General features: G+C 69.2%; 14 protein-coding genes. 2 read left to right on the forward strand and 12 right to left on the reverse strand.

Features of this window, described 5'->3' with window-relative positions; all coding sequences use genetic code 11:
- Positions 1–115: 115 nt before the first annotated feature.
- Together tgt and queA are read right to left on the reverse strand one after the other, a co-directional pair.
- Entirely contained in the window at positions 116–1,231 is a 1,116-nt protein-coding gene (gene tgt / locus SGCZBJ_RS02495) for a tRNA guanosine(34) transglycosylase Tgt (RefSeq protein WP_101716458.1), read from the reverse strand.
- Complete coding sequence (queA, locus tag SGCZBJ_RS02500) at positions 1,232–2,338, reverse strand: tRNA preQ1(34) S-adenosylmethionine ribosyltransferase-isomerase QueA (RefSeq protein WP_101716459.1); 1,107 nt, start codon at positions 2,336–2,338, stop codon at positions 1,232–1,234.
- A gap of 149 nt (positions 2,339–2,487) precedes the next feature.
- Here queA and SGCZBJ_RS02505 point away from each other — a divergent pair, with 149 nt between their 5' ends.
- The gene (locus SGCZBJ_RS02505; RefSeq protein WP_101716460.1) at positions 2,488–3,468 is read left to right on the forward strand and encodes an endonuclease/exonuclease/phosphatase family protein; all 981 of its coding nucleotides are present in this window, start codon (positions 2,488–2,490) and stop codon (positions 3,466–3,468) included.
- On the opposite strand, the gene SGCZBJ_RS02510 is transcribed toward SGCZBJ_RS02505, so the two are convergent.
- The 6 genes from SGCZBJ_RS02510 to gyrA all read right to left on the reverse strand — a co-directional run bounded on the left by SGCZBJ_RS02510 (position 3,455) and on the right by gyrA (position 9,878).
- On the reverse strand, positions 3,455–4,027 hold the full coding sequence (locus SGCZBJ_RS02510) for an HD domain-containing protein (RefSeq protein ID WP_101716461.1): 573 nt from the start codon (positions 4,025–4,027) through the stop codon (positions 3,455–3,457). The two genes, SGCZBJ_RS02505 and SGCZBJ_RS02510, sit on opposite strands and share 14 nt — an antisense overlap.
- A gap of 55 nt (positions 4,028–4,082) precedes the next feature.
- Positions 4,083–4,550: a peptidylprolyl isomerase gene (locus SGCZBJ_RS02515; protein ID WP_101716462.1), complete on the reverse strand. Its 468-nt coding sequence runs from the start codon at positions 4,548–4,550 to the stop codon at positions 4,083–4,085.
- Positions 4,551–4,645: 95 nt separating this feature from the next.
- The gene (locus tag SGCZBJ_RS02520) at positions 4,646–5,533 is read right to left on the reverse strand and encodes a peptidylprolyl isomerase (protein WP_101716463.1); all 888 of its coding nucleotides are present in this window, start codon (positions 5,531–5,533) and stop codon (positions 4,646–4,648) included.
- 15 nt (positions 5,534–5,548) lie between these two features.
- Positions 5,549–6,382: a peptidylprolyl isomerase gene (locus SGCZBJ_RS02525; protein WP_101716464.1), complete on the reverse strand. Its 834-nt coding sequence runs from the start codon at positions 6,380–6,382 to the stop codon at positions 5,549–5,551.
- A gap of 229 nt (positions 6,383–6,611) precedes the next feature.
- Entirely contained in the window at positions 6,612–7,100 is a 489-nt protein-coding gene (coaD, locus tag SGCZBJ_RS02530) for a pantetheine-phosphate adenylyltransferase (protein ID WP_101716465.1), read from the reverse strand.
- A gap of 21 nt (positions 7,101–7,121) precedes the next feature.
- The gene (gene gyrA / locus SGCZBJ_RS02535; protein ID WP_101716466.1) at positions 7,122–9,878 is read right to left on the reverse strand and encodes a DNA gyrase subunit A; all 2,757 of its coding nucleotides are present in this window, start codon (positions 9,876–9,878) and stop codon (positions 7,122–7,124) included.
- Between the two features lie 115 nt (positions 9,879–9,993).
- Between gyrA and sodC the strand changes: the two genes are divergently transcribed.
- Entirely contained in the window at positions 9,994–10,518 is a 525-nt protein-coding gene (gene sodC / locus SGCZBJ_RS02540) for a superoxide dismutase[Cu-Zn] (protein ID WP_101716619.1), read from the forward strand.
- Positions 10,519–10,657: 139 nt separating this feature from the next.
- Here sodC and dipM read toward each other — a convergent pair whose 3' ends face one another.
- The 4 genes from dipM to serS form a co-directional block, all read right to left on the reverse strand.
- On the reverse strand, positions 10,658–12,562 hold the full coding sequence (dipM, locus tag SGCZBJ_RS02545) for a cell division endopeptidase DipM (RefSeq protein ID WP_101716467.1): 1,905 nt from the start codon (positions 12,560–12,562) through the stop codon (positions 10,658–10,660).
- Positions 12,563–12,667: 105 nt separating this feature from the next.
- Positions 12,668–13,327 (reverse strand): protein-L-isoaspartate(D-aspartate) O-methyltransferase, encoded by a 660-nt coding sequence (locus SGCZBJ_RS02550; protein WP_101716468.1) that lies wholly within the window; start codon positions 13,325–13,327, stop codon positions 12,668–12,670.
- Positions 13,327–14,133: a 5'/3'-nucleotidase SurE gene (gene surE, locus SGCZBJ_RS02555; protein WP_101716469.1), complete on the reverse strand. Its 807-nt coding sequence runs from the start codon at positions 14,131–14,133 to the stop codon at positions 13,327–13,329. The genes SGCZBJ_RS02550 and surE overlap by 1 nt, the downstream gene beginning before the upstream one ends.
- Positions 14,130–15,425 carry a serine--tRNA ligase gene (gene serS / locus SGCZBJ_RS02560; RefSeq protein WP_101716470.1) on the reverse strand — a complete coding sequence of 432 codons (1,296 nt, stop codon included), beginning with the start codon at positions 15,423–15,425 and terminating at the stop codon, positions 14,130–14,132. The genes surE and serS overlap by 4 nt, the downstream gene beginning before the upstream one ends.
- Positions 15,426–15,429: the final 4 nt, after the last annotated feature.

Genomic DNA, 15,429 nt, shown 5'->3' on the forward strand with positions numbered 1-15,429 from the left:
GGGAGGTGTCCGCGAAGCGGACGGAGGGGGGCCGTTTTCAGCTCTCGAGGCGTCGGAAAGTCTCCCCCCACCGATCGCTGACGCGATCGCCTCCCCCACAGGGGGAGGTTCCTCCTCAACCGCCCTTCTGGCGCGCCGCGAAGTCCCGGCGGAACTGCTCGAAACGCCCCTCTTCGATGGCCGCGCGCATGGCGGCCGTCAGGGCCTGGAAGAAGGCGATGTTGTGCCACGACAGCAGCACCTGCCCCAGGATCTCCTCGGCCTTGAACAGGTGGCGCAGATAGGCCTTGGAATAGTCGCGGCTGGCCGGGCAGTCGCTGGTCGGATCCAGCGGGCTCTCGTCCTCGGCGAAGCGGGCGTTCTTGATGTTGATCGCCCCGTCCCAGGTCCAGGCCTGGCCGTGGCGGCCCGAGCGGGTCGGCAGCACGCAGTCGAACATGTCGACGCCGCGATAGACGGCCTCGACCAGGTCGATCGGCTTGCCCACGCCCATCAGGTATCGCGGGCGATCGGCCGGCAGCAGGCCCGGCGCGTAGTCCAGCACCTCGCACATCGCCTCGTGGCCTTCGCCCACGGCCAGGCCGCCGATGGCGTAGCCGTCGAAGCCGATCTCCTGCAGGCGCTCGGACGACTCGCGGCGCAGGTTCTCGAAGGTCGAGCCCTGCTGGATGCCAAACAGGGCCTGGGTGTACCGCGCGCCGAAGGCGGTCTTGGAGCGCAGGCCCCAGCGCGCCGAAAGCTCCATCCCCTCGCGGGCCCGCTTCTCCTCGGCCGGCCAGGCCACGCACTCGTCCAGCTGCATGACGATGTCGGATCCCAGCAGGTCGGCCTGGATCTCCATCGACCGCTCGGGGCTCAGCACGTGCTTGGTCCCGTCGATGTGGCTGGCGAAGGTCACGGCCTCTTCGGTGACCTTGCTGATCCCCGACAGGCTCATCACCTGGAAGCCGCCGCTGTCGGTCAGGATCGGCTTGTCCCAGCGCATGAACTTGTGCAGCCCGCCCAGGCGCTTCACCCGCTCGGCCGTCGGCCGCAGCATCAGGTGATAGGTGTTGCCCAGGATGATGTCGGCGCCCGTGTCCTTGACCTGGTCGACCGTCAGGGCCTTGACCGTGCCGGCCGTGCCCACCGGCATGAAGGCCGGCGTGCGGATGTCGCCGCGCGGGGTCTTCAGCACGCCCGTCCGGGCCTTGCCGTCCGTGGCTTTGATCTCGAAGGGAAAGGCGGCCATCTAGACGGTCTCGGTTTCGGCGCGGAACAGCAGAGAGCCGTCGCCATAGGAATAGAAGCGGTAGCCCGTCGATATGGCGTGCTCATAGGCCGCGCGCATCGTCTTGCGGCCGGCAAATGCGCTGACCAGCATGAACAGGGTCGACTTGGGCAGGTGGAAATTGGTCATCAGCACGTCGACCGCCCGGAAACGATAACCCGGCGTGATGAAGATCGCCGTCTCGTCGGCGAACGGGCGGACAACGCCGTCCTCGCCCGTGGCGCTCTCGATCAGGCGAAGGGACGTAGTGCCGACGCAGACGATGCGGCCGCCGGCGGCATGGACCGCGTTCAAGGCGTCCGCCGTCTCCTGGCTCACCTCGCCGAACTCGGCGTGCATCTTGTGCTCGGAAACCTCGTCGGTCTTCACCGGCAGGAAGGTGCCCGCCCCCACGTGCAGGGTGACGAAGTGCAGGGACACGTCCTTGGCCTTCAGCGCCTCCAGCAGGTCCGGCGTGAAGTGCAAACCGGCCGTCGGCGCGGCCACCGAGCCGTCCTCGCGGGCGTAGACGGTCTGGTAGTCGGCGCGGTCGCGGTCGTCCTCGGCCCGCTTGGCGGCGATGTACGGCGGCAGCGGCATCATCCCATGCCGGGCGATGCCGATGTCCAGGTCAGGACCCGACAGGTCGAAGGCCAGAACGACCTCGCCGCCCTCGTGCTTCTCGACCACCGTGGCGTCCAGGCGCTCGGCCTCGCACGCGACCGAGCCCTCGGCGGCGAAGGCCACGCGGTCGCCGGCCTTCAGGCGCTTGCCCGGGCGCATGAAGGCGCTCCAGCGGTCGGGGGCGATGCGGCGGTGCAGGGTCGCCTCGACGGCCACCGGGGTTCCGTCGGCTCCGCCGGTCGTGCGCCCCTCGCGCAGGCCCGACAGGCGCGCGGGGATCACCCGGGTGTCGTTGAACACCAGGGCGTCGCCGGCGCGCAGGAAATCGGGCAGCTCGCGGACGATGTGGTCCTCGAGGTCCTGCCCCGGGCGCACGACGAGAAAGCGCGCGCTGTCGCGCGGCTCGGCCGGGCGCAGGGCGATGTTGTCGTCGGGAAGGTGAAAGTCGAAGTCGGAAAGGCGCATGGGCCGGCTTCAAGGCCACGAAGGGGGCGCAAGGTCAAGGCGCGGCGCGGCCGCTTCGGCGCCGCGCGGCTGCGCAACCGCCCTCCCAGGTCCCTCGAAATGTACGCCGGCTTACACGACCGTCGTCGGCTCGTGCTAAGGGCGAAGTCATGCAACTGATCCTGCACCTTGCCCGCCTCTTCTGCCGCGGCACGGCCCTGGCCCTGGTCCTGCTGGCCCTGGCGCTCGGCCTGGCCGGCCTCGGCGGCGCCTTCAGCGACCGGCTGGACGTGGCCAACCACTTCGCGCCGGTCTGGCTGGTGGTGGGCCTCGCCGGCGCCCTGGTCGGGGCCGTCGTCTCGCGGCGCAGCGAGCGCTGGGCGATCATCGTCATGGGCGTCATCGCGATCCTGGCCCACGGCGGCCTGATGGCGCCGGAACTGATCGCGGCCCAGACCCGCAAGCTCGATCCGGGCCCCGCCACGCTGAAGGTCATGCAGTTCAACGTCTGGGCCTCGAACGACGACCCGACGGAGGCGCTGGAATGGGTGCTGGCCGAAGACCCCGACGTCCTCTTCGTCGAGGAAGGCGGCGGCAGCGCCTGGCCGCTGATCGGCCCGCTGCGCCGGCTCTATCCGTTCGTCGTCTCCTGCGTGGGCAACACCCGCCCGTGCGACACCTGGATCTTCAGCAAGAAGAAGATGGTCGCCCGGGGCGGCGTCTATGATCGCGAGCGACCGCTGTCAGTGGCCTGGGCCACCCTGGCCGATGCGAACGGCCCGTTCACGGTGGTGGCCACCCACTATGTCTGGCCGATCCCGGCCGGCGCCCAGCAGGCCCAGAGCCGTCGCCTGGCGCAGATGCTGGACGGCTTCGACAAGAAGGCGATGATCGTCGCCGGCGACTTCAACTCGACGCCCTGGTCGTGGAGCCTGCGGCGTCAGGACAGGCTGTTTGGCCTGGAGCGGCGCACGCTCGCCCTGCCCTCCTGGCCGTCGGGCTCGTTCACCCGCCTGCTGAAGGCGCCCTTCCCGTTCATGCCGATCGACCACCTCTACGCCGGCAAGCAGTGGAAGACGGTGTCGGTCAAGCGCGGCCCGCACCTGGGCTCGGACCACCGGCCGGTGGTGATCACGCTCAGGCGCGGGTGAGTTCGGCGATCTCGGCGGCGAGGTTGCGAAGGGCCTGGGCGTCCAGCGCCTTCGCGAAAGCGGGATCGGGAAACAGCACCGGCGCGGCCAGGAAGCTTTCCAGCACCCTGGCCCGGCCAGCGCGATATATCTCCTCCGGCACGGCCGCGTACTCCTCGCGGATAGCCTGGGCATAAGCGGCGTAGGCTTCGGGCGCCGCGCCAAGGATCGACAGGTCGATCGACACCATCAGGGCGCCCAGCCGGTCGCCCGCCTCCACCGTGTGGCCCTTGGTCAGCAGGATGAGGCGCTCGACCTCGGCGATGTCGGCTTCGGGCGCCTCGGCCGCGGCCAGGGCCTCGCGGGCCAGGTCGGCGCTGCGGGCCTCGTTGTCGGGACGAAGCGGGTCGTAGACGGCGTCGTGCCACCAGATCGCCTGGACCAGCAGGTCGCGCTCGCGATCGCCCAGTCCGTCGACCGCCGCCAACCTGGCCAGGCAGTCGTCGATGTGAGCCTGCGTATGATAGCGCCGATGCGCCTCCTGGTAGGCGGCGCGCGGCGGATCCGGATGAACGATCATGCCGCCTCCAAAGAAAAGGGCCCCTTTCGTTTCCGAAGGGGCCCTCTTTTTGACTTTAGGCGTCGGCGGCGATCTTGGCGCTGACGATCTTGCCCGGCGCGCGGGGCGGCTCGCCCTTGGGCAGGCTGTCGACGTGATCCATGCCGTCGGTGACCACGCCCCAGACGGTGTACTGCTTGTCGAGGAAGGTGGCGTCGTCGAAGCAGATGAAGAACTGGCTGTTGGCCGAGTTCGGATCCGGCGTGCGGGCCATCGAGCAGACGCCGCGGACGTGCGGCTCGGCCGAGAACTCGGCCTTCAGGTCGGGCTTCGAGGAGCCGCCGCGGCCGGTGCCGGTCGGATCGCCGCCCTGGGCCATGAAGCCCGGGATCACGCGGTGGAAGACGACGCCGTCATAGAAGCCCTCGCGGACCAGTTCCTTGATCCGCTCGACGTGGCCGGGGGCCAGGTCGGGACGCAGCTGGATGGTGACCGGACCGGTCTCGAGCGTCAGGATCAGGGTGTTTTCGAGGTCAGCCGACATGGTCGTCCCTTCGGTACGGGGTTTGGCGGGCATGCCCGCCGGAAAAATTGAGTCTGGCGCTGTTTAGCCCGCCGCAAAGCGGCTGTGAACCGCCGTTACTGAACGCTGACGGGCACTTCCAGGTCGCAGACCGAGAAATCCGCGCCCTTGGCCCGGCGCACGGCCGCGATCTGGCCCCGGAACCAGGCGCCATTCGGGTCGATCACCCGCACCTTGGGACGCTCGGCTTCCGGGATGTCGGACAGCAGGCGCACCCTGGTCATCTCGTCCTGCGGGTCGGGCACCGGCTCGCCGGTCTTGATGGCCCGCACCACCTCCAGGCCCGAGATCACCCGGCCGAACGCGGTGTAGCGCTTGTCCAGCGACGGATAGGGCTGGCGCATCAGGAAGAACTGGCTGTTGGCGCTGTCGGGCGCGTCGTCGCGGGCCATGCCCAGGACGCCCGGGCAGTAGGTCCCCCAGGCGGCGACCTTCTTGTCGCTGGTCATGGTGTTCCAGCTCAGCGCCTGGCTGACCACGGGCAGCGACCTCAGGAAGCCGACCTCCGTGCCGGCCGGCGAGGCGGCGACCACGAACGGCAGGGCCTGGTCGCGACGGAAGGTGAACTCGGCCTTGAGGTTGGGCTTGCTCGAAGCCCCCTGCCCGGTGTCCTCCGGGTCGCCGGTCTGGGCCATGAACCGGTCGATGACCCGGAAGAAGGTGCGCCGGTCGTAGACGCCCTCGCGGGTCAGCTCCTGCAGGCGCGCCACGTGGGCGGGCGCGACCTCGGGGACCAGTTCGACGAGGATCCGGCCCTTGGTGCTGTCGATGACCATCACCGTGTCCGGCGCGGGGGTGCGCCAGTCGGATTCGCGAGGACCGGCCGGCGCCGCAACGGCGGCGGCGGCGGTCTTGGCCCGCTTGGCCTTGGGCGCGGCCTGCGCCGCCGGAACGACCGCCGCGGCGGCCAGGAGAGCGACGGCGGAGACGATCGGCAGGCGCATTCAGTCGACCTCGGCTTACTTGCTGACCTTCGCGGGTACTTCCACGTCGCAGATGTTGTAGCCGGCGCCAAGCTCGGCCTGCTTCTTCTTGACGACTTCGGCGAAGGCGGCGCTGCGGGTGTCCATCACCTGCACGGTCGGGCGCTTGTCGGCCGGGATGTCGGCGAGCACCTTGACGCTCAGCATCTTGTCCTGCGGGTCAGCGACCGGCTCGCCGGTCTTGATGGCGCGCACGACTTCCAGGCCCGACAGCACGCGGCCAAAGCCGGTGTAGGCCTTCTCCAGCGACGGATAGTGCTGGCGCATGAAGAAGAACTGGCTGTTGGCGCTGTTGGGGTCGCCGGCGCGGGCCATACCCAGCACGCCGGGGCAGAAGTTGGCCCAGGCCTGCACCTTGCCGTCGGCGGTCATGGCCGCCAGCATCGACGACTGGCTGGTCACGGCCAGCGGGCCGACGAATCCGGTCTCCAGCGAGCCGACCTTGCCGGCCGGTGCGAACGAACCGCCCGAACCGGGGCGGCGGAAGCTGAACTCGGCCGTCAGGTCGGGCTTGTCCGAGCCGCCGGTGCCGTCGTTCTTGGGGTCGCCCGTCTGGGCCATGAAGGTGTCGATGACGCGGAAGAAGGTCAGGCCGTCATAGAAGCCGGCCCGCGCCAATTCGCGCACGCGCTCGACATGGCCCGGCGCGGCCTCGGGAACCAGCTCGGCGACGATGCGACCCTTGTTGGTCTCGACGACCAGCACGTTCTCCGGATCGGGCGTACGCCATTCGGCGACTTGAGCGGAGGCGGCCGTAGCCGAAACGAGCGCCAGGGCGGCGACGCCGAGAACGCGGAACGCAGACTTCATGGATTTCCCCGAACAGATCTCGTCGCCCCGCGTAGAACGGGCGGAGCGGAACCACAAGCTTTGTCGATGATTTCGGCCACTTGTGGGCGATGGGCGCAACGGACCTCCCGCTTGGGGGATGCGATCGTGCAGCGATCGGTGGGAGAGAACTTCAGGCGCAGCGGCAGCTGAAAACGCCCCCCTCCGTCGCCTTCGGCGACACCTCCCCCAGCGGGGGAGGATCTTTGGGTCACCGCGCCTTGATCTTGGCGATCAGGTCGGTGGCGACGCCGGGGCTGACGAACTTGCCGACTTCGCCGTCGAGCGAGGCGATTTCCTTGACCAGCTTGGAGGCGATGGCCTGGTGGCGCGGGTCGGCCATCAGGAAGACGGTCTCGATCTCGCGATCCATCTGCTGGTTCATCGCGGTCATCTGGAATTCGTATTCGAAGTCGGCCACGGCCCGCAGGCCGCGGACGATCATCTGGGCGTTCACCTCGCGGGCGAAGTGGATCAGCAGGCTGTCGAAGGGGCGGACCTCGATGGCCGCACCCTTCAGGTGGGCCGTCTCGCGTTGCAGCATGGCGACCCGCTCGTCGAGCGAGAACAGGGGGTTCTTGCCGATGTTGACGGCTACCCCGATGACCAGCTTGTCCACCAGCTTGACCGCCCGACCGATGATGTCGAGGTGGCCGTTAGTGACCGGATCGAAGGTCCCGGGATAAAGACCGATACGCATGAAACCCCCTGCGCCTTTGACTTACGGGGTCTCGTCCGCCCCGTTTGCGTCGTCCTGCCCTTCGTCGCCGCCGGCCTCGGCCAGACGTTCGACGCTCACGACATGCTCGTCCGCCGCCGTGCGGAAGACGGTTACGCCCTGAGTATTCCGCGCCGCAACACGAATTTGCGCGACGGGGCACCGTATCAGCTGACCCGCGTCCGTCACCAGCAGGATTTGGTCGCTTTCATCGACCGGGAACGAGCCCACCAGCTTGCCGCCGCGCTTGGACAGGTCCTGAGCCGCGAGGCCCTGGCCGCCGCGACCGGTGCGGCGGAAGTCGTAGGCGCTGGTGCGCTTGCCGTAGCCTTCCGACGAGATGGTGAGGATGATTTCCTCGGCCGCGCCCAGCTCGGCGATGCGCTCGACCGTGAGAGTGGCCTCGCCGGCCTCTTCGTCGGTCTCCTCCGGCGCGGGGGCCTCGTCGCCCTCCTCGCCGTTGGCGGCGCGCAGCAGGGCGCGCTGGTGCTTGAGATAGGCGGCGCGTTCGGCCGGGGTGGCGTCGACGCTGCGCAGCACGGCCATCGAGATGACGGTGTCGCCCGAGGCCAGCTTCACGCCGCGCACGCCGGTGGAGTCGCGGCTGGCGAACACCCGCACCTCGTCGACCGAGAAGCGGATGCAGCGGCCGGCCGCCGTGGTCAGCAGCACATCCTGGTCGCCGTTGCAGACGGCGACGCCGACGATGCCGTCGCCTTCGTCCAGCTTCATGGCGATCTTGCCGTTGCGGCGGACGTCGACGAAGTCCGACAGCTTGTTGCGACGCACGCTGCCCGAGCGGGTGGCGAACATCACGTCCAGGCCGTCCCAGGTGGCCTCGTCCTCGGGCAGGGTCAGGATCGAGGTGATCGTCTCGCCCGGCTCGATCGGCAGCAGGTTCACGAACGCCTTGCCGCGCGAGTTGGCGGCGCCCAGCGGCAGGCGCCACACCTTCATCTTGTAGACCTTGCCGCCCGAGGTGAAGAACAGCAGCGGCGCGTGGGTCGATGCCGAGAACACGCGGGTGACGGCGTCCTCGTCCTTGGTGGCCATGCCCGACTTGCCCTTCCCGCCCCGGTGCTGGGTGCGGTAGTTGGCCAGCGGCGTGCGCTTGACGTAGCCGCCCATGGTCACGGTGATCACCATGTCCTCGCGGACGATCAGGTCCTCGTCTTCCATGTCGGCGTCGCCGTCGACGATCTGGCAGCGGCGCGGAATGGCGAACTTGTCCTTCACCTCGACCAGTTCCTCGCGAACCACGGCCATGATGTTGGCGCGGTCGGAGAGCAGTTCGAGATAGCCGCGGATGGCTTCGGCCAGCAGAGCGGCCTCGTTGCCGATCTCGTCACGGCCAAGGCCGGTCAGGCGCGACAGGGTCAGGGCCAGGATGGCGCGGGCCTGCTCGTCGGTCAGGCGGATGAAGTCGCCGTCTTCCAGCACCGAGCGCGGGTCGGCGATCAGCTCGACAAGCGGCAGCATGTCGCCCATCGGCCAGGCCTTGGCCACCAGGCGCTCACGCGCCTCGGCCGGGTCCTTGGACGAGCGGATGATGTGGATGAACTCGTCGATGTTGGCCACGGCGATAGCCAGACCGACCAAGACGTGGCCGCGGTCGCGGGCCTTGCCCAGCTCGAACTTGGTGCGGCGGACGACGACTTCCTCGCGGAACTCGACGAACACTTCCAGGAGCTTGCGCAGGCCCATCTGCTCGGGACGGCCGCGGTTCAGGGCCAGCATGTTGACGCCGAACGAGCTTTGCAGCGCCGTGAAGCGGTAGAGCTGGTTGAGGATCACCTCGCCCGAGGCGTCGCGCTTGAGCTCGACCACGATACGCATGCCGTCGCGGTTGGACTCGTCGCGGATGTCGGCGACGCCCTCGATCTTCTTGTCGCGGACCAGCTCGGCGATGTGCTCGACGAGGTTGGCCTTGTTCACCTGATACGGGATCTCGGTGATGATGATGGCTTCGCGGCCGGTGCGGATCTCGTCGACGCTGGCCACGCCGCGCATGACGACCGAGCCGCGGCCGGTCAGCAGCGCGTTGCGCGGCGGCGAGCGGCCGATGATCTCGCCGCCGGTCGGGAAGTCCGGGCCGGGCACGAGGTCGAGCAGCTGGTCGGTGGTGACCTCGGGCTCGTCGATCAGCAGCAGGCAGGCGTCGATGACTTCGCCCAGGTTATGCGGCGGAATGTTGGTGGCCATGCCGACGGCGATGCCGCCCGCGCCGTTGACCAGCAGGTTGGGGATCCGCGACGGCAGGACGGTGGGTTCCTGCTCCTTGCCGTCGTAGTTGTCGGCGAAATCGACCGTGTCCTTGTCCAGGTCGGCCAGCAGCGACATGGCCGGCGGCGCCATGCGGCACTCGGTGTATCGCATGGCGGCAGGCATATCGCCGTCGACCGAGCCGAAGTTGCCCTGGCCGTCGATGAGCACCAGGCCCATCGAGAACGACTGCGTCATGCGCACCAGGGTGAAGTAGATCGAGGCGTCGCCGTGCGGGTGATACTTACCCATGACGTCACCGACGACGCGGGCCGACTTGACGTACGGGCGCTCGGGCGTCTGGCCCTGCTCGTGCATCGAGAACAGCACCCGGCGGTGCACCGGCTTGAGGCCGTCGCGCGCGTCCGGAAGGGCGCGGCTGACGATGACGCTCATCGCGTAATCGAGATACGAGCGGCGCAGCTCGTCCTCGATGTTGATCGGGGCGATGTCTCCGCGCGGCCCTTCGGGAGGCAGAGTGTTTTGATCGTCGTTCAAGGGGATTTTTCGCCGTCAGAATCGAACACGGAACAGTCGGAAACAGTTAGCATTCTGACACGGACGGCGCCACCTTCGCGGCCCCATGCGTCCCTTACGAATGCAGGAGCAGTTCATGCGTCTGACCGCCCTTTTCCTCGCCGCCGGCCTCGTGGCCGCCACCACGGCCTCCGCCGCCGAAGCGCCCGCCACCGCGACCGCCGAGATCAAGGGCGCGGACGGCAAGACCATCGGTACGGGGACGATCACCGAAGCCCCGCACGGCGTGCTGCTGAAGATCGAGGCCAAGGGCCTGACGCCCGGCTGGCACGGCCTGCACTTCCACGAGAAGGGCGACTGCGGCGCGCCTGACTTCAAGTCGGCCGGCGCCCACGTGCACACCACGGCCACTGTGGTCCACGGCCTGCTGAACCCGAACGGCAACGACAACGGCGACCTGCCCAACCTCTACGCCGCCGCCGACGGCAGCGCCGTGACCGAAGTGTTCTCGCCCCTGGTGTCGCTGAAGGGCGCCGGCGGCCGCCCGGCCCTGCTGGACGCCGACGGCTCGGCCATCGTCATCCACGCCAGCCCCGACGACCACACCAGCCAGCCGATCGGCGGCGCCGGCGCGCGCAGCGCCTGCGGGGTGGTGAAGTAGGCGAGGCTGCGCTGCCCCTCGCCTCCCCCATGCACGTCATCCCGGAAAGCCCGCAGCGGCTTATCCGGGATGACGAAGGACCAAAGAAAAAGGCCTCCGGGACGTCCCGGAGGCCTTTCTCGTAGTCCGAAAGCCGACCTTAGCGCGGCAGCACCAGGCCCGGGTCGATCGGCTTGGCCTTGTCCTTCGGGGTCGGGGCGTAGCGGACCTCGAAGTGCAGCTGGGGCTCGTTGACGCCGCCGGTCTGCCCGACCGTGCCGAGCTGTTCGCCCTGGCCGACCTGCTGGCGCATCTTGACGTCGGTGGTGGCCAGGTGGGCGTAGGCCGTGACCCAGCCGTCGGCGTGCTTGACCAACACGAGATTGCCGAAGCCCGGCACCTGGTTGCCGGCATAGACCACCTCGCCCGAGGCGGCGGCCTTGACCGGCGCGCCGGCCGAGGCGCGGATGTTGAGGCCGTCGTTGCGCTGGCCGGTGCCCTTGGGGCCGAAGTCCGAAATGGTCTCGCCACGCACCGGCCAGACGAAGCGGCCGCGGCCGGCGGCCGTGATCTCGGCCTCGGTCGGCGGGGCGCTGCTCTCGATGATCGGACGCGAGGGCGCCGGCGGCGGGGTGATCGGCTGGGCCGAGACCGGCGCGCTGGGACGCGGATAGCTGGAGGCCGAACCCGACGGCGTGTAGGGCCGCGGGCTGGACGGCAGGCCGCTGGTCGACGGCGCGGGCGCCGGCGAAGCACCGATGGGGGGCTGGGCGGTCGGGGCCGGGGTCGAGGGGCGCGGCGCAGGCGTTGTCACCGTGGTGCGGATCGGGCCGCGGTCCTTATAGCCGTCGGGCAGGACGACCTTCTGGCCCTTCTTGACCGACGCGCCGGTGCGCAGGTTGTTTTCCTTGGCCAGGGCCGAAACGCTGACGTTGAAGCGCTTGGCGATGCCGGCCAGGGTGTCGCCGCTTTCGGCCACATAGGCCTTGTCGGTGGTGGCCGGGCCTTTGAGCTTCTGGCCCGGACGGATCAGGTACGGGGCCTTCAGGTCGTTGTCCTCGACCAGGTCCTTGCGGGTGGTGCCCAGATCGCGGGCGATGGAGTCGATGGCGTCGCCCGACTTCACCGTGTGGATCTTCGGCTTGCCGGCGACCTCGATCACCTTGCCGGTGATGCTGACGGTCGTGGTGGTCGTGGCGGCGGGGGCCGGCTCGTCGTCGACGACCGGGCGCGACGGCGGCGGCGCGGCGACCGGACGCGAGCCGATCGACGGGGCCGAGGCGGTCGGCGTGCGGGTCGGCGCCGGCGCGGCGCCGGCCAGGGTGGGCGAACCGCCAGGAACCGGCTGCATCACCGTGGTCTTGGACGGCCCCTTGTCCTTGTAGCCTTCCGGCAGGCGAATCTTCTGGCCGGCGCGGATCGAGGCGCCGCTGCCCATGTCGTTCTCGTCGGCCAGGGCCACCGGCGTGACGCTGAAGCGGCGGGCGATGGCGCTGAGGGTGTCGCCGCTCTCGACCACATAGGCTTTCGCCTTGGTCGAGGGGCCCTTCAGCTTCTGGCCGGGCTTGAGGCGATAGGGCTCTTCCAGGTCGTTCAGCTTGGCCAGTTCGGCGCGCGAGATGCCCATCTTGCGGCCGATAGCGTCGAGGCCGTCGCCGGACTGGACGGTGTAGGTCTGCGGGCCGCCGCTGACGTCGACGACCTTGCCGCCGGTGACGGTCACCACGACCGGACGCATGGCCGGCTGCTGCTGCACGGGCGCCGGCGCCGGGATCGGACGGCTGTCGGCCGGCGGCGGGGGCGGCGGCGGAATGTCGGAGGGCACCGGCGACAGCGGCTGGCTGGACACGGCGCCGGCGGCGACCGGCGCTGTCACCGGCGGGGCGTCGTCCTCAGGCGGCTGAGCGGCCGGCGGCGTGGTCTGGACGGCGGGCGGAGCCTGGACGAGCGGCGGGCTGACGCCGGTGTCGGCGCGGGTCGGATACTGGGCGCCGGTCGTCTCGCAGGCCGCGAGCGTTCCAGCCGTCAGCGCGATCACCGCCGCTTGCGTCCACAACTGCCTCATGACCTCTCCTTTCCTCGCGGAGCCTTCAAGTCGCCGCCGCAAGGGTAAATCAAACCTTAACCAAATACGCACGACGTCGCCGAACCTGTGGACGCCGGGCCCGCACTACTCGCGGGCGACGCCTTCCAGGATCGGGACGAAACGCACGTCGCACAGGGCTTCGACCGTGAAGCCCCCCTTCCCGTCGCCGGCATAGCGGCGAAGGCTCTGGACAGGCCCGCGACCAACGGGCGCGACGAGCACGCCGTTGGGCTTGAGCTGAGCCAGAAGCCCCTTAGGTTCTTCCTGCGCCGCAGCCGTGACCATAATACGGTCAAAAGGCGCCTGCTCGCGCCAGCCTTCCCAGCCGTCGCCGAACTTGGTGATGACGTTGGTCAGGCCCAAGGTCGCAAAGCGCGCCTCGGCCTCCTTCATCAGCGTGCGATAGCGCTCGACCGTGTAGACGAGACGCGACACGCGGCTGAGGATCGCGGTCTGGTAGCCCGAGCCGGTGCCGATCTCGAGCACCCGGCAGCGCGGCTCCACCGTCAGGGCCTGGGTCATCAGGCCGACGATGAACGGCTGGCTGATGGTCTGGCCGCAGGCGATCGGCAGGGCCGAGTCCTCCCACGACCGCTCCTTGAAGAGATCGGGCGTGAACAGGTCGCGCGGGGTCTTCTCGATCGCCGACAGCACGTTGGGATCGGTGACGCCTTGAGCCCTCAGGGCGTCGAGCAGTCGCTTCAGCAGCGCTTCAGGCGTTTCCGGACGCTTGGCGCTCGCCATCACAGGCCAGGCTCCGGCTTGGAGGCGAGCTTGGGGGGCGCCCCGCCCAGCACGCCCTTGAGGGCCGCGACGGTGGCGTTGTGCGTCAGGTCGATATGCAGGGGCGTCACCGAGATGCGCCCTTCGTAAACGGCCTTCAGATCGGTGCCCTCCGGCGGATTGGACGGCTTGGCGGTGAAGCCGGTCCAGTAGTAGTCGCGACCACGTAGGTCGGTCCGCTTTTCAATGCGCCGCAAGTGCGAGTCGCGGAAGCCTTGGCGGGTCACTTCCACGGCATCGACGCGCTCGGGCGGGATCGGCGGGAAGTTGACGTTCATCACCACGTCCGACGGCCAGCCCACTTCCAGCAGGCGGCGGATGATGCCCGGCGCGAAGTGCTCGGCCGTTTCCCAGTGGGCGACGACCTCGTCGGCGAAATAGGTCATGGCCTGCGACAGGGCGATGGCCGGGACGCCCAGCACCATGCCCTCGATGGCGCCGGCGACTGTGCCCGACAGGGTTACGTCTTCGGCCAGGTTCTGGCCGCGGTTGACGCCCGACAGCACCAGATCCGGACGCGCGCCCTGGACCAGTTCCTGGAAGGCCAGCGCCACGCAGTCGGTGGGCGTGCCCTCGACGGCGAAGCGGCGCTCGCTGATCTTCCGCACCCGCAGCGGGTCGGCCAGGGTCAGAGCGCGGCTGGCGCCCGACTGCTCATATTCCGGCGCGACGACCCAGACGTCGTCCGACAGGGCCGCGGCGATGCGCTCCAGGGCCTCAAGCCCCGGAGCGTGGATGCCGTCGTCGTTGGTGAGGAGGATCCTCACGCAGCGCCCCCGATGTGGGTCAGGCCGCCCATGTAAGGTTGCAGCACGGCCGGAATGGCGATGCGGCCAGCTTCGTCCTGGTAGTTCTCCAGCACGGCCACGAGCGTGCGGCCGACGGCCAGGCCCGAGCCGTTGAGGGTGTGGACGTAGTGCGTGCCCTTCTCGCCGGCCTTCTTGTAGCGGGCGTCCATGCGGCGGGCCTGGAAGTCGCCGCAGTTGGAGCACGAGCTGATCTCGCGGAAGGTCGCCTGGCTGGGCAGCCAGACTTCCAGGTCGTAGGTCTTGCGCGCGCCAAAGCCCATATCGCCCTTGCACAGCAGCATGGTGCGGAAGGGCAGCTCCAGCTTCTTCAGCACGGTCTCGGCGCACTCGACCATGCGCTCGTGCTCGGCTTCCGACTGGTCGGGCGTGGTGATCGAAACGAGCTCGACCTTCTGGAACTGGTGCTGGCGGATCATGCCGCGCGTGTCGCGGCCCGAGGCGCCGGCTTCCGAGCGGAAGCAGTAGGTCAGGGCCGTCAGGCGCAGCGGCAGCTCTTCCTCGCCGGTGATCTGTTCACGCACGAGGTTGGTCAGCGACACCTCGGCGGTCGGGATCAGCCAGTGGTCGCCGGTGGTGCGGAAAAGGTCCTCGGCGAACTTCGGCAGCTGGCCGGTGCCGAACAGGGCGTCGTCCTTGACCAGGACCGGCGGGCTGACTTCGGTGTAGCCGTGCTCCACCGTCTGCAGGTCGAGCATAAACTGGCCAAGGGCCCGTTCGAGCCGGGCGATCTCCTTCTTGAGCACCACGAAGCGCGCGCCGCTCATGCGGGCGGCGGCCTCGAAGTCCATGCCGCCCAGGGCCGCGCCCAGGTCGACGTGGTCCTTGGGCTGGTTCAGGCGGCCGGCCGGCAGCTTGGAGGCGTCGCCCCAGCGGCGCTGCTCGACATTGCCGGCCTCGTCCTCGCCTTCGGGCACTTCGGCGGCGGGGATGTTGGGCAAGGACGCCAGCAGGTCCTTCAGCTTGGCGCCGACCAAGTGCTCTTCTTCCGAGGCCTCGGCCATGCGGCCCTTTAGCGCCTCGACCTCGGCCATCAGGCGGGCGGCTTCGGCCTCATCCGTCTTGGCCTTGGCCATGCCGATCAGCTTGGAGCTTTCGTTGCGCTTGGCCTGGGCTTCTTGCAGGGCGGTCTGGGCCGCGCGCAGCTGGGCGTCGAGCTTGACGGCTTCCGACGCCGCGCCCGACCGTCCCTTGGCCGACCACGCGGCTTCATAGGCTTCGGTATTTTCGCGGATGGCCTTGATGTCGTGCATCGGA

It is taken from the genome of Caulobacter zeae, assembly GCF_002858925.1.
In the GTDB taxonomy this organism is placed as follows: Bacteria; Pseudomonadota; Alphaproteobacteria; order Caulobacterales; family Caulobacteraceae; genus Caulobacter; species Caulobacter zeae.

What these genes read in the sequence shown, in the direction of transcription:
- coaD (WP_101716465.1), bottom strand. Translation starts at nt 7,100, where the DNA reads ATGCGTATCGGTCTTTATCCCGGGACCTTCGATCCGGTCACTAACGGC.
- SGCZBJ_RS02505 (WP_101716460.1), top strand. Translation starts at nt 2,488, where the DNA reads ATGCAACTGATCCTGCACCTTGCCCGCCTCTTCTGCCGCGGCACGGCC.
- SGCZBJ_RS02515 (WP_101716462.1), bottom strand. Translation starts at nt 4,550, where the DNA reads ATGTCGGCTGACCTCGAAAACACCCTGATCCTGACGCTCGAGACCGGT.
- queA (WP_101716459.1), bottom strand. Translation starts at nt 2,338, where the DNA reads ATGCGCCTTTCCGACTTCGACTTTCACCTTCCCGACGACAACATCGCC.
- serS (WP_101716470.1), bottom strand. Translation starts at nt 15,425, where the DNA reads ATGCACGACATCAAGGCCATCCGCGAAAATACCGAAGCCTATGAAGCC.
- SGCZBJ_RS02525 (WP_101716464.1), bottom strand. Translation starts at nt 6,382, where the DNA reads ATGAAGTCTGCGTTCCGCGTTCTCGGCGTCGCCGCCCTGGCGCTCGTT.
- tgt (WP_101716458.1), bottom strand. Translation starts at nt 1,231, where the DNA reads ATGGCCGCCTTTCCCTTCGAGATCAAAGCCACGGACGGCAAGGCCCGG.
- SGCZBJ_RS02520 (WP_101716463.1), bottom strand. Translation starts at nt 5,533, where the DNA reads ATGCGCCTGCCGATCGTCTCCGCCGTCGCTCTCCTGGCCGCCGCGGCG.
- dipM (WP_101716467.1), bottom strand. Translation starts at nt 12,562, where the DNA reads ATGAGGCAGTTGTGGACGCAAGCGGCGGTGATCGCGCTGACGGCTGGA.
- SGCZBJ_RS02550 (WP_101716468.1), bottom strand. Translation starts at nt 13,327, where the DNA reads ATGGCGAGCGCCAAGCGTCCGGAAACGCCTGAAGCGCTGCTGAAGCGA.
- sodC (WP_101716619.1), top strand. Translation starts at nt 9,994, where the DNA reads ATGCGTCTGACCGCCCTTTTCCTCGCCGCCGGCCTCGTGGCCGCCACC.
- SGCZBJ_RS02510 (WP_101716461.1), bottom strand. Translation starts at nt 4,027, where the DNA reads ATGATCGTTCATCCGGATCCGCCGCGCGCCGCCTACCAGGAGGCGCAT.